At 34.9% G+C, this 13,144-nt stretch carries 10 protein-coding genes; 1 reads left to right on the top strand and 9 read right to left on the bottom strand.

Annotation, left to right across the window (positions count from 1 at the left end; translation table 11 throughout):
* Nucleotides 1-78: 78 nt before the first annotated feature.
* The 8 genes from ACZLXV_RS10630 to ACZLXV_RS10665 form a co-directional block, all read right to left on the bottom strand.
* Nucleotides 79-984 (bottom strand): SseB family protein, encoded by a 906-nt coding sequence (locus tag ACZLXV_RS10630; protein ID WP_482383400.1) that lies wholly within the window; start codon nucleotides 982-984, stop codon nucleotides 79-81.
* 19 nt (nucleotides 985-1,003) lie between these two features.
* A complete protein-coding gene (locus ACZLXV_RS10635) occupies nucleotides 1,004-3,595 on the bottom strand; it encodes an LTA synthase family protein (RefSeq protein WP_482383401.1) in 2,592 nt (863 codons plus the stop codon).
* A 69-nt stretch (nucleotides 3,596-3,664) separates the two neighbouring features.
* The gene (locus ACZLXV_RS10640) at nucleotides 3,665-4,834 is read right to left on the bottom strand and encodes a glycosyltransferase family protein (protein WP_482383402.1); all 1,170 of its coding nucleotides are present in this window, start codon (nucleotides 4,832-4,834) and stop codon (nucleotides 3,665-3,667) included.
* Between the two features lie 48 nt (nucleotides 4,835-4,882).
* Nucleotides 4,883-5,734 (bottom strand): YhfC family glutamic-type intramembrane protease, encoded by an 852-nt coding sequence (locus ACZLXV_RS10645; protein ID WP_482383403.1) that lies wholly within the window; start codon nucleotides 5,732-5,734, stop codon nucleotides 4,883-4,885.
* 250 nt (nucleotides 5,735-5,984) lie between these two features.
* Nucleotides 5,985-7,220: a flagellin lysine-N-methylase gene (gene fliB, locus ACZLXV_RS10650; RefSeq protein WP_482383404.1), complete on the bottom strand. Its 1,236-nt coding sequence runs from the start codon at nucleotides 7,218-7,220 to the stop codon at nucleotides 5,985-5,987.
* A 1-nt stretch (nucleotide 7,221) separates the two neighbouring features.
* Nucleotides 7,222-7,716 (bottom strand): NUDIX hydrolase, encoded by a 495-nt coding sequence (locus ACZLXV_RS10655; RefSeq protein ID WP_482383420.1) that lies wholly within the window; start codon nucleotides 7,714-7,716, stop codon nucleotides 7,222-7,224.
* Nucleotides 7,717-7,761: 45 nt separating this feature from the next.
* Nucleotides 7,762-8,673 (bottom strand): methyl-accepting chemotaxis protein, encoded by a 912-nt coding sequence (locus ACZLXV_RS10660; protein WP_482383405.1) that lies wholly within the window; start codon nucleotides 8,671-8,673, stop codon nucleotides 7,762-7,764.
* Nucleotides 8,674-8,702: 29 nt separating this feature from the next.
* Entirely contained in the window at nucleotides 8,703-9,758 is a 1,056-nt protein-coding gene (locus tag ACZLXV_RS10665; protein WP_482383406.1) for an FIST signal transduction protein, read from the bottom strand.
* Between the two features lie 422 nt (nucleotides 9,759-10,180).
* On the opposite strand from ACZLXV_RS10665, the gene ACZLXV_RS10670 reads away from it, so the two are divergent.
* Nucleotides 10,181-11,107, top strand: a complete 927-nt coding sequence (locus ACZLXV_RS10670; protein ID WP_482383407.1) for a precorrin-6B methylase — start codon at nucleotides 10,181-10,183, stop codon at nucleotides 11,105-11,107.
* 183 nt (nucleotides 11,108-11,290) lie between these two features.
* Here the strand turns inward: ACZLXV_RS10670 and ACZLXV_RS10675 are convergent, their stop codons facing one another.
* Nucleotides 11,291-13,015, bottom strand: coding sequence for an AAA family ATPase (locus ACZLXV_RS10675; RefSeq protein ID WP_482383408.1), 1,725 nt, complete (start codon nucleotides 13,013-13,015; stop codon nucleotides 11,291-11,293).
* Nucleotides 13,016-13,144 lie beyond the last annotated feature (129 nt).

Consider the following 13,144-nt stretch of genomic DNA (forward strand, 5'->3'; position numbering starts at 1 on the left):
TTACAGTCTCATATTTTTTAATCAAAATAAATTATACAAGACAAATACCTTACCCTTTTGTTTTAAGTTAATTTTCAGCTATTTTGCTGTAGCTAAATCAATAATGCTTTGAAGTTCTATTCCCTCATCCGGTGCATTTCCCAAATCTTCTACTTTCTGCTCACTTGTAACCTCATACAGTTTATTATCTTCGCCTTCTCTTCCCTTGATAATTGCAAAATATCTTGATACCTTATCAACCGGATTCCATGCAATAAACACCGAAAGTGCCATCTCAGGATACTGTTTATTTGTTGGCATAGTTATTCTTATGAGTCTGAGCGTATCGCTTATATTCAAAATCATAAAATCATAATCGTCAGCAGTATACGGACAATTGTTTGTCTTTGCATATGGCTCTTCAAAAAGCTCCATAATACATTCACCCTGTCTTTCACAGAGGTCATTTATGTACTCTTCCCCTCCGGTATGTATTTTGTCAGGGAATACCCTTGCCTCCATCTGCTGTCTTATAATTGCATGATACTGGGATTCTGTAAGCTTTGTTTTCTTTGTAGCATTTTTAGATATATTCATGACAATATTCTGGTTAAATGGATTTATAGCCGCCGCTGTAATATCCCCAATTGATTCCATAATATCGACACATGTTTTAAATGGCACATTCAATGTAATAGGAAATGCAGGAATTCCTTTTCCTTTCTGCATTTCTTCTTCAGATGTGAATATAGGGAAAAATTTCATTCCGTTATCATTCTGAAGAATACATGGCTGTGGTTGCGCTCCCTCAGGAATGGCAGTCTCAACACCCGGATTTTCCATCATTTTTCTCAAGACTTCGGGTTTAGTGTCTCTTGGCATAATTGCCGGTACATATACATGAGATTCTGCCAACGCTTCTGTGAGCTGTGTAGCAAGCTCCGTTGACTGTGTGTCTTTCATCTGATCAAGTAATTTCTCTATTTTTCTGTTATCTGTTGCCATTTTAGCCTCCATTTAATTTTTATTTACCAAATAGTTTTTGTTTATCAATATCACTATAATAACCATACTGAAGTATATCATAATCGTCAAGTAATTTCTTGATTTCGTCTGTTTCATCAGAACCGTAATTGTGCCAGTCGCCATTGTTGTCCATATATCCGTTGACATTCATGACAGGAATAATCTCAGAAACCTTCTCAATAAATTTATTGTATACAGGAAGTTCAATTCCCGCTGATTTCAATAAAAGGTTTTCAAGATTATTGTTTCCAAGAACCACCTCATCGGCACTTCCAATATCGTAATTGGCCCACAATATAAACGGCGTAGCATATCTTTTCTGAATATCAGACAGTTCCCATTTATCCTGTGTTTTTCCAAGCAGCTCTTCATAAAATTCAGTTTCTATAGAAGGCTGATGATCCCCGAACATACATATAATGGTAGGTTCCTTTTGCGCCTTGAAATAATCTATAAGATACTTGAAAGCATTGTCTGATTCTTTTGTCGATGAAAGGTATTCATTCGCTTCGGTGTAATATTTGCCTTCCACTTCAATAGGCTGTTTCCAGTTAGTGTTTGTGAGGTAACCTCCGTGATTCTGGATAGTTACGTTAAATAAAAACAGAGGTTTTGCTTTATCTCTTTTTTCGTATAACTCAATCACTTTTTTATAGCTCTCTTTATCACTGATATATCTTATATATTCAGGATTTTTAAAATCATCAATCGAGATAAATTTGTCAAATTTCATGCTATTGTAAGTATTTATCCTGTTCCAGTTTTTGGCACTGCTTGGGTGTATGGCATCACAGTTATAGCCTAATGATTTTAAATAATACGACATTGAGTATGTCGTATCATGCATAAACTGCTGGTAGACATTACAGCCGCTCGGAAAAAATTTCATTGTATTTCCAGTCATAGCCTCAAATTCGGAATTGCTTGTTCCCGCTCCGAAAACAGAGACATAATCAAGACCTGATATAGTATTATCTTTCATACTGTGAATAAATTCAAGCGGGTCTCTGTTATAATTTACTGTACCTATCTTTGAAAAATCCGCAAGACTTTCATTCATTATATATATTATGTTAGGCTTTTTTCCGTTAAGTGAAGTATTTGTTTTAAAATCACTATTTGAAACTACTTTTTTGCCTGTAACTGTCTGTAATGTATTTGCGGTATCGCTTTTTGTTTCTTCTATTATTTTTTTTACACGTTCTTGTGAATAACCAGACGGCTTTGAAACCTTAAGATAATGAAGGTTTATAAAATAATTCATATAAAAACCGTTTTTCTGACATGAACCTACTTTATTCCAAACATCATCAGTTATTTTGCATGCCTCAAGTATTGATGTATTATACATAATACCAACGATAAACACAGAAGCTGCTATAGGAACAGCCCTCTTTATAATATTTAATTTCAGCGGTTCCTTTACATTTTTCCTGCCTGCTATTCTGAATACAAATAAATTCCAGATAAAGAACGCAGGTATAATAATAAACTGCGACGGAGACAGGCTGAACGTATAATGGTCTGCCACCTCTGTTGCTGTTGCTACTCCCAGAATATCTGCTGGAAGAAAAGGCGTTCCTCTTACATTCATAATAAAAAGATTTGCAAGTCCTATCGGAAACATAATAAAGTTTAAAATCAACATTGAAAGCGATTGTCTGCGACAGACAGCATAAATAATAAGCTCAACCGCAAACAGCAAAAGCCATGTAAAAGGCCAGACACCCGGGCGCATAAGTTCTAATGTCTGATTCATTGTTTCCAACATTAGAAAAATAACAAACGGATTTATTACAAATGTTATTCTTCTGATATAAACTATAAACTTTCTATGTGCAAGGCACCATTTGACAACATCTTTTATACTGCGGGATTTTTTATGCTTATCCTTTTTCTTTTTCTTCTTTTTAAGTTCCTTTAAATATCTTTTTCTGTAAACACCCGCCATTTCAGAAATATGTTCAAAGCAGAGCACAAACAAAATAACTAGTTCAAAAATCATCACTATAAGCGGATACATCTGTCTGAATTTATATGTATAGCTGATATTTAAAGATTTTGCATGTGTCTGCATTTTAAGTGTAGACATGTAGGTGTTTGGATCTGTTCTGTTTGTTGTATTCAATGTCGGAATTACGGCATATGAATTTCCGTCAGAGCTGCATGTAATTCTGATACAGCATGTGACACCTTTTGGAATAGTTACCGTATTATCCATTTTTATCGGATATGTCTGGTTTGGATTTATTTTTCTGACAGGAATGTCCGTATTATAAACGACATTATTATTTCCGTCTGTCATCTGAATATGAAGCACGTCTCCGACATCTTTATGCTCAAACGAGCCAAAACTTAACACAAATTGTGATAAAACTACTTTTCTGTTAAATGAAAATTTCTGTCTGATAATCTCCTCATTATCAATTATACCGATAACCGCACTATTTGAATTTCCTGCCTCTGTAGTTACAGACTGCTGAGACATAAGCGAACCCGTAAGAAAAGCCTGTACACTTATAATTATGATGAGAAGTACCGCAAACACCGATACCCTTTTTTTGCTAAACCTGAAATATTTGTATAACATATTTTATTAAACCTTTCCTTCTTTCGATTGATATAATAACTTCAAATAGTGGATTTTGTCAATGCATGACTAACTCAAGTTTTTTACAATTTTCTTAATTTTTCTACATCTGTCTTCCCACGTATCATTTTTCATTACTTTTTGATATGCACTTTGACGCATATTGTCAATTTTGTTATTGTCAGAAATTATATTCTTTATTCTCTCAAAATCTTTTTTTAGGTCAGAGAAATTATACTTTAAATAATCTTTTCCTTCTTCATATACATTTAGTCCCGTCACATAATCAGTAATTACAACAGCTCCGTTTGCCATTGCATTGTATATACGGTCATGTGGGGCATTTTTAAACAGCGGCTGAACATTAAGAACAGCTTTTGACATCTGCATAAAACCTGCTATATTCCCATATCCTGTCTGTTCATGAATGTTTAGTCTGTTATGGTATTTACCGTCATACATTTCCCATCTTGCACCAACCACATCAAGTGATATTCCAACGGACATCAATGCTTCAACTGTCATCTGCCTTAAATATTCTCTTATATATTTGTCAATATATCTTGAGACATCAGGCAGTATATCATGTTTTTGATTATCCGTTTCAAGAAGCCTTTTTCTCATATCACATACGGCAAATTCCCCTCCGCTTTTTATCATATCAATGCATTCTTTGGCATAATCTAAATATCTTTTCCCTTTATCTTTAAGTATATCTTCAAAATAAGAAACAGGAGTGAATGTAGCCGGAAACAATACATCTATTTTACGCTCATCACTTTCCTGCAGAGATATCTTTTCAACAGTCTGCGTGCAGGCAGCAAGTGGCATTGCAATCGTATTTCTTATATTAGGATAACATGTCTTTATATAATCACAATGCTCGCTGTCAAGACATATGACATTAAAATTGTCGAGTTTCCTGTCTAACACATGTGCCTGATGAATCGGATGGTCCACTATATAATCGACAAAAGGCACCTTAAAACAATCGAGATAAGGCTTGTCATCTTCATATAAGAGCGGCAATATTGAATTTATGTCGAAAATAAAATCAAATTTCAGAGTATGTGACATTGCCAGAATATCTTCAAGAATTTCCTCACTCTGATTTATGTCTTTTACAATGTAATGTAAGACCTCATCTCCAAGTTTCAGGAATGCCTTTTTTAATTCATTCATAAATACGGATGACGATGAATAAGACAATTCCCTTGTTTCTAAAAAAAGTATTCTCATAATATTTTTTACCTGTGAAACAAATATTCTTCAAGAACTTTTAAGCTTTTAATTTGTAAGTTTCTTTCCGGCAACATCAAAACTATTTTCTTTTTTCGTTGTCTTTTTCTTTGGAAGAGTTTTATAAACATTATACGCATAAACACATACAACTATTGAATACACTATCGAAATCACCTCTGTGGCAAATCTAGGGCATATGTCCCTCTGATAAAGTGCTGCCGGCATATTGCCTAATGTATGAAGGATTACAGCTATGATAATATAATGATTGTTGTTTGTTTCTTTCACTGCTTTAAATACCAAAACAGACAGTGCTACCTGCATGAACATAACGAAGAAACGCTGTCCGCCTGCCCACAGGCTTTGTGAAAGTGTCAACTGCTTGATACTGTTAATAAGTTCTGTCATAGCGGTCTTTGACTGCTCGTCAGGAAGGGCATTTATAACACTTGATATCTTATTCTGGTTTATAAGCTGTGCATAAGCATAATATTGAAGCTGGGTGACGCCAAGTGCTATCATACACTCAATTCCACCATGTCCAAGTCCATAAAAAATTGATGTTTCGTTATCAGAAGTATATTTTGTTAGGAAAAACTTAAAAGCGACAAAACGTCCCGCCTCCTCAAAAACTGCAGCTATCAAACTTACATATACAGCATATACAATTCCATTTCCTACTATAAAATCTGATATTGGATTTTTAGTATGTAAAAAAATCATGTTTGGAACTGACTCGAAGCAAAATGTAAACATAATGAAAACTCCGGCTCCGACAAGAGATGGAATTATACTTTTTTTAGTTCGCACTTTCCATGCTAATATAAAAACAACCGGGATTACAAATCCCAAAACAGACATCTGCATTATTAAATTTACTATACCATTAGAAATCATATGTCACCTCATAATTATTTTATTTTAATCGAACGGATAAAGATGATTTTTTATCATAAAATCAGACGATTTTGTCAAATCATCAAATAGAATACTTCTCCAAAACTTCATCTAAAATTTTCGTTCAAACAGTTCTTCCTTTGTAGTATCGGCACCTTCTCTTGCATTATAATCACCAAGTTTGGCATCTCTCTCCAATATTTTGTATTCCATAATCATCCTCTTTTCGTTCTGTTTATCATTTACAGTATCATAACAGCTTAAAAATGTTTTCTAAGGAAAATCGTGGATTTCTCTGCATAAGGCTGTCCCATTGTTCCATATTCTCATCGGAATTTTCAACTTCTCTCACAAACCAGTGGGCATACTCAACCTTATCGTCAATTGTAATATTTTTATTGTTTTCAAGCCAACTCATAAACCATAGCTCTTTTATGATAAGTGTATTTACAACAGCCATCTTTATCTTGGCCAAAAGTGCTTCATCATAAACTGACTGGCAGCAATAGACATATGTAAAGTAATACAACAGCTGTTCAATCTCAATATCATCAAGTTTTGTCTCAAATTCACGATGAAGCTCATCATATTCTTTGTTTTCCATCTGCTGCCTTATGTTTAATACGCTTTGCAGATACGGTATCCATGTCGGTTTTAATGCCTCCATAGTACAAAGAGTGAATAATATATCATTTAAAATCTTTTTTCTTTCGTGTTCCTCATCCGGCTTAAACCAGTCCGTATCTTCGCTGTCCTCTATATTCTTGCGCATTTTTTCAAAAGCGTTAGATTTTTTATAGTATTTGAGAATTTTTGTGATTTCCTCTTTTTCCTCATCTGTAAATGATTTTTTAATGCCGAAAATGGCTTTAATTCCTTTTGTGTCTCTGCTCCTTACATTTCTTGCTCTTATGCGCCTCTCAATATCATGTGCAATTCCAAGAGAGAGAGCCATTCTCTGGGATATTGTGAGTTCCCTGTCCTGCTGGAGTTTTAAAAGATTATCCCTTGCGTCAAGTAATATCTCAAAAAGTTCTTCATCAAATTTTCTGTCACGCTTTTCGATTCCTTTTTTATCCTCATAAATAATTTCAACAGGCTCTTTTCTTTCAAGAAGCTGCTTGCATACAATAGGACATGTGATTGCAAGTGAACGTTCTCTGACATTGTCGTATACTTCTTCATGGCGCGGATGTGTATAGCATGTCTCACAAAGATAATCTTCTCCGAGTTCTGAAACAATGTCACATAGATTGTCATCATTTAAAAATTCACATCTGTTTTCATCTCCGTGAGGACAGATGTCACCGGTTTTTGGATCGATTTTTTCAGCCATTCGTTTTCCAAGCGGGCCTTTAACTGTCTTGTATTTTTTTAATGTCTTCCTGTCAACTGTTATCTGCCAGATATGACAGCAGCTGTCAGGACATGCCATTCCGCCTACACATTTAAAATCTTTGAAATAGTCAGGATAATAATAACGCATACTATTTAAATGCCTCCTTAATACTGTCATAATGTAAGAAAATTCCCTGATTTGCAAATTCCTCTATCTGTTTCAAGTCAGTTATCATGAAGTCTTTTGTCTCGGCATCCTGAAGTTTTACATCAGACTTATCAAAATCCATCTCAAATTTATATAAATCAACAAAATAATTATCACCTTCACCCGGATTCTCACGATGATATGAGAACAAAAATCCGCCTGCGGCATTGTTTACATCAAGACCGGTCTCCTCCAAGATTTCTCTCTTTATGGCATCTAAAGAATCTTCGCCTGCCATTGCCGCACCGCCTGAAATTTCCCACCAGCCCGGTGCCCATGCCTTATCCATCGCACGTTTTGTAATAAGAAATTTACCATCCGGTCTTTTAACAACACCAAGAACCGTAAGATGGTATTCTCCATCTTTAAGGCACCAGTCATTTCTCTTCATAAGGCGCCCTGTTCTCTTTTTATCTTTATCATAAATATCCCACATCTCAACTTTTGAGTTCACTATCTGTTCCTCCCGTTTTTTATTTATCTATTTATCCATCAATTTAGGCAATTGTTTTAATACATTATCTATATCTTCAAATATAAATCCCTTGTTTGTCTCATGTTCATCTATGCCGTCAATAAATTTTAAAACGTTGTCATAATTTTTTCTTGACATAACTACAAAATCACCTATCATAGCCACACTTTTCTCAGAATTATGTACGGCATTATTTATTGACTCCTGAGTCTGCCCTGTCTTTGCCGCCTCATCTTTTATGTTATCAAAAATACTGTATGTCTTTTCTACCTGCTCGATACTGTTTTTTATTGCCTCACTCGATTTGTTTATGGACTCATTGAGCATATCCATGCCTTCGGTCACATTTTCTATGCTGTCGTTCACATTATCAACAAGCGACTTGATTTTTTCAGAAAGCATCTTTACATCATTTGCAACTACGGCAAACCCCTTTCCCTGCTCACCTGCATGCGCTGCCTCCACTGCCGCATTCATGGACAAAAGATTTGTCTGGTTTGCAATAGACACTATTCCCTCTGTTCTTTTATGTATATCCTTTACAGCATCTTTAAGTTTTATAAAAGTTTCACCCATATCCTTAAAACTGTCTCTTACATCTTCGGAACTGTCCTTTAAAACCTCTACCTGTTCCTCTGCCTGGTCTACAGACTCATTTATTCCATTCTTAACATACTGCAGCTCATTTACAGCGCTTGATATTTCAGAGAATGTGCTTTTAAACGCTTCAATATTTTCTGTAAGAATTGACATTTCAGACATTACAACCCCGAAAGAATCGGAAATATTTTTAATGTTCTGTGAAGTCTGAAGTTCTTCTGATGCCAAATCCTTATATCTCTCCGTAAGATATCCAGCCGAATATGAGACAGGATATTTTATATCTGACTGTTCCTCGTTCTTTTTATTCCTAAACATATATTTCCCTCCAATTATCAAATGTACTTTTATTCAAATACAACACAGGACATTGATTGATTTATATGCTGGCTGTTGTAATGTTCACCCATTCCGACAAAACCTCCATGACAGCCGATTTCCTGCATCCGGTTTAAATATGTCTCAAAATAGCCGTGTTCACTGAATAAATTATACCTGAAAAGACAATTAACCGAAAAAACACCTGAAACTTTTGAAAAATCTCTTTTTATTTGTGAAATGGTATCAGCTACAACTCTGTCAACATCATCAAGCTGCAAAATCGTGAGAACATCCATTTCGTTAACCTGTTTAAAGCATACTATTCCGCTTTCCTTCTGCTGTTCTATTGAGATAATATATATCTCTTTTCCTATAAATCTTCCAAACGGATTTTCATATGTCTGCGTTTCTATTTTTGATTCAGGTATATTCAATGCATTACAGTATACCTGTGCAGCCGGCATATTGTCGAGTGAAATAATTTTCTTTTCATCAGTATCTGTCTTTGTAACTACAAATCTGTTTTTACTAGGTTTGTATATATTTTCTTTATATGTCCTTATCTTTCCTGAAAGATTTTTAACAAAGGCATATACGCATGCATCAGAATAAATCTTTCCGTTTACAGACACTTTGTCACACCATGACGTTCCGCCAACAAGTGAAATATTAAATTTGCGGAGTGCCATATTCAGAGTGGTCACAACACAGCTGTCGTTTCCCGTACATAAATCGATACATACGGTATTATCGCTTTCTGCATTGATTTTTCGCATTTTTTCATCTAATTCCCTGATTTTAAGAACCGGTGTGTCGCCGATGGCTGTAAGAACACCTGTGACTGCTTCTACATCCCCTGTAAAAGCAACAACGCTGCATCCGTCCCCGTTATAAATGTCACCTGTATAGCTTGTACCAACACATCCTATACTCGGGACTTTTGGATACAGTTTTTCCAATTCACGAACATTTTTTTCAAAATTTTCATCCTTTGAAAATAAAATAATAAACTTCGGTTCATTAAGACCATTAACGGCTTCTTTCAAACTTCCTGATAAACTTTTTCCGATAAATTGATTCATAACTTCCTCCTGTTTATAATTATTAAATCGTTTTGACCAAAAAAGAGCTTATATGCTATAATACGATGCAAGGGGCAAAATACCCTTTGACCACAACATCAGAATTTTAATATTTGTCCTGTCCAAGTTACAAGACATACCATTTTTTATTATACTATATTATGATATTGTGGTCAAAAGGTATTTTGACAACAATAATACCACGGATTGCTTCATTGCTATGCAATTTTCGCAATCCTGCAAACACCGACAATCCCGCATCTTTTCAAGCAAATCTGCTACTTGTCGGTGTTTGGCGGGTCAAGCCATCAGATAGTAATTTGTATGTAAACATACATTACTATCTGCTTTTGACCCTTGCATCATATTATTTTCGTAAATTAAATATCAATTACGAAAAATAACTGAAATGAGGTGATTTCGTGAATACAGAAAACAATATATTTTCAAACGAATCTATTCTTGCATGGCTCAAATTCTTTTCGTCAAACACGATTATAGACCTTGAACATGTAAAAATACTTGACATTACGCAGAAAAACAAAAATGTTGTTCCTACTGTCGAAGCCCACAAAACAACATTGGTATTTACAAAAGCAGGTGATGATGACATCTTTTACCGTCTGTGGAATGCCGGACTCGGCGATTGTGAAGTCTGGTATAATGAGGGAAATGTTCCTATCGGAAAAATATATCACAAGAAAGCTGCCGATATGATAAACCGTGGCATAAACGCCTCGGCGGGTATGCTTATCGTCAATAAAAAAGCAAGAAACACCGCAAAGATAGGACTTTCAAATGAACTTTTCCAAAAAGGTTCAATACATTATGTCGGCAGTGAAATACGCTCAATTATCTTAAATAAAATGATGATAGCTCCACAGGATAATATATGCGTGATAAGCGGCGAAAGCATTGCAATAGAAGCCGCACTTCTCGCATCGGAAGGTAATGTAACCGCCGTAGAATACAGTAACGCAGACAGAAATACAATGGAGGACAATATAGAGCACTTTTGTCTTCATAACATCACGATTGTTGATCATGTCGATGAAAATACCATGAAAGATTGTCCGATTCCCGATGTAATCTTTATGGTAGCATCAGCGAGCATGAATCAGGAACTCGAATATTTTATCCGTGTAAATCCTCAGGTCAGAATAGTTATCTATACACTTGATTTTACGGTGGCAGCAGGGATGAAAGAACTTCTCGAACCTTTCGGCATCTTAAATCCCGAAATAATACAGGTAAGTGTCTCCACGCTTGAAAGCAACAATATGTTTAAACAGCAGCCTGCCCCATGGCTCATAACCGGAAAAGTAGAGCGATTTTTACATTTGGTTTAGGCAAAATATTCAGGATATACATCAGGGCAAACGCATAAAAAATCTATCTAAAGATTGAATTCCTTAGATAGATTTTTTATAATTTAATTCTTTCAAAAATTTCAAAATGGCAATTGTCAATCTCATTTAAAATTCTAACATTTAAAGGATTTCTCAACCAACCGGACTCATTCCAATACCGTTTCATACAGATTGTGGCAGCTTCCCACTTTCTATCAGCACTTCTTTTCCCTTAAATGCAAAACCATAATGATGTATATTTTCTTTTTTTACACCTCTTTTTATAAGCTCCGCGTCATATTTTTTTTCTTCTATCTGTTCTAGTGCTGCTTCTACGGTATCTTCAAGTGTTGTTTCTTTTTTAGGATTTATTACCTTAAATTCTATAACAATACCAGGAAGTTTTTCGTTTGATTTATCTATCGGTTCTAACATTATGTCATAACGGCCATAACCACTTTCATGGTTTGAGATTATGAGGTAGTTTTCTGTCTGATCTACCATAAGGCCTAATACAAAGCCGTGGTAGAAATTTTCCGGTGCTTTTTTTGCAGATTCCTTTTTTCCTGAATCAAATGAACTGAATGTCTGTAATGCGACATCGTTCATATATTCGTTCATACTTTCTACATAACCGTTCATAAGAGCCTTTATAAATTCATTTGTTTCATGCTTTGCCGGTGTAAACCATCTGAGTATCATTTTCCTAAACATAAATAATATCTCACGGTTTGTAAGTGCAAGCTCATATTCATTTTCACTTTCCCTTATCAGATTCAGCTCCTCTGATGATATTACTTTCAGATAACCGCTTGCAAGCATCAGACTCCACACTGCATCCTCCGAATAATCAAGTTCTGAAAATACTATCTGTTCATCTATTCTTACATTTATCGCTTTACCATTTATAAGTGTCTCCATCATGGTTTTTATATACGGACTTCCCTTTTGAACAAGACTGTTTATAAGCCCGTTTGAACTTGAATCTGCCCAGTAAGTTGCGATTTTCTTTTTATCGAGATAATTGATTATAGACCACGGATTGTAAATGTCATTTTTTTCACCGAATTTAAACCCATCATACCACATCTTTACAACGTCCTTTTTGTCAGAAAGCCCCTGTTCATCAAGTGCATTAAACACTTCTTCTTCCGTAAAGCCAAATGCAGTTTCATACTTTGGGGATAATGTTGTAATAACTTCAAGATTATTTAGGTCGCTAAAAATACTTTCTTTAGATACCCTTGTAATACCAGTCATTATAGCTCTTTCAAGGTATGGATTTGTTTTAAATGTTGCATTAAAAAAACTTCGTGTAAATGCTACAAGTTCCTCCCAATATCCATTTACATATGCCTCCTGCATTGGAGTGTCATATTCATCAAGTAATATGATAACTTTTTTTCCATAATATCGGCTGAGATAATTTGATATGCTTGCGATTGCCTCCTGCGCAGTCAAATCATCCATACCATATGTTATACTTTTTAGATTGTTTTTTTCTTCATCAGTCAATCCTTGCCAATCTTTCAAAAAATAATACTTTTGAATTACATCACAGATAATTCTCTTAATTCCAGCTATAGTATCTGTATAATTGTTCTGTTTTATTTTCGCAAAGCTTATAAATATCACCGGATATGTTCCCTGCAGTTCGCGATATTGTCCTTCTTTCCAAATATCAAGTCCATCAAACAAATCGCCTCTGTCTTTGTATTTGTTTGAGAAAAAACATTCAAGCATATTCAGGTTTAATGTCTTTCCAAAACGGCGGGGGCGTGTTATAAGTGTTACCGTATCATCGTTTTCCCACCATTCTTTTATAAAGGATGTTTTATCTATATAAAAACAATCATTTTCTCTTATTTCCTGAAAGCTTTCGTTTCCTATACCTATAACCTTTGCCATGTACACCCCTCCAATTTTATATAATACACGATTTGTCATAATCTTTTACTATTTCTAGTGCTATCTTAGCATTCGTACAAGATAATGTAAAGACAAGCAGTTCTAATATACCCGTTCATTATAAAAACA

The sequence above is a fragment of the Butyribacter sp. genome (genome assembly GCF_056818865.1).

What these genes read in the sequence shown, in the direction of transcription:
- ACZLXV_RS10630 (WP_482383400.1), bottom strand. Translation starts at nt 984, where the DNA reads ATGGCAACAGATAACAGAAAAATAGAGAAATTACTTGATCAGATGAAA.
- ACZLXV_RS10635 (WP_482383401.1), bottom strand. Translation starts at nt 3,595, where the DNA reads ATGTTATACAAATATTTCAGGTTTAGCAAAAAAAGGGTATCGGTGTTT.
- ACZLXV_RS10640 (WP_482383402.1), bottom strand. Translation starts at nt 4,834, where the DNA reads ATGAGAATACTTTTTTTAGAAACAAGGGAATTGTCTTATTCATCGTCA.
- ACZLXV_RS10645 (WP_482383403.1), bottom strand. Translation starts at nt 5,734, where the DNA reads ATGATTTCTAATGGTATAGTAAATTTAATAATGCAGATGTCTGTTTTG.
- fliB (WP_482383404.1), bottom strand. Translation starts at nt 7,220, where the DNA reads ATGCGTTATTATTATCCTGACTATTTCAAAGATTTTAAATGTGTAGGC.
- ACZLXV_RS10655 (WP_482383420.1), bottom strand. Translation starts at nt 7,716, where the DNA reads ATGTGGGATATTTATGATAAAGATAAAAAGAGAACAGGGCGCCTTATG.
- ACZLXV_RS10660 (WP_482383405.1), bottom strand. Translation starts at nt 8,673, where the DNA reads ATGTTTAGGAATAAAAAGAACGAGGAACAGTCAGATATAAAATATCCT.
- ACZLXV_RS10665 (WP_482383406.1), bottom strand. Translation starts at nt 9,758, where the DNA reads ATGAATCAATTTATCGGAAAAAGTTTATCAGGAAGTTTGAAAGAAGCC.
- ACZLXV_RS10675 (WP_482383408.1), bottom strand. Translation starts at nt 13,015, where the DNA reads ATGGCAAAGGTTATAGGTATAGGAAACGAAAGCTTTCAGGAAATAAGA.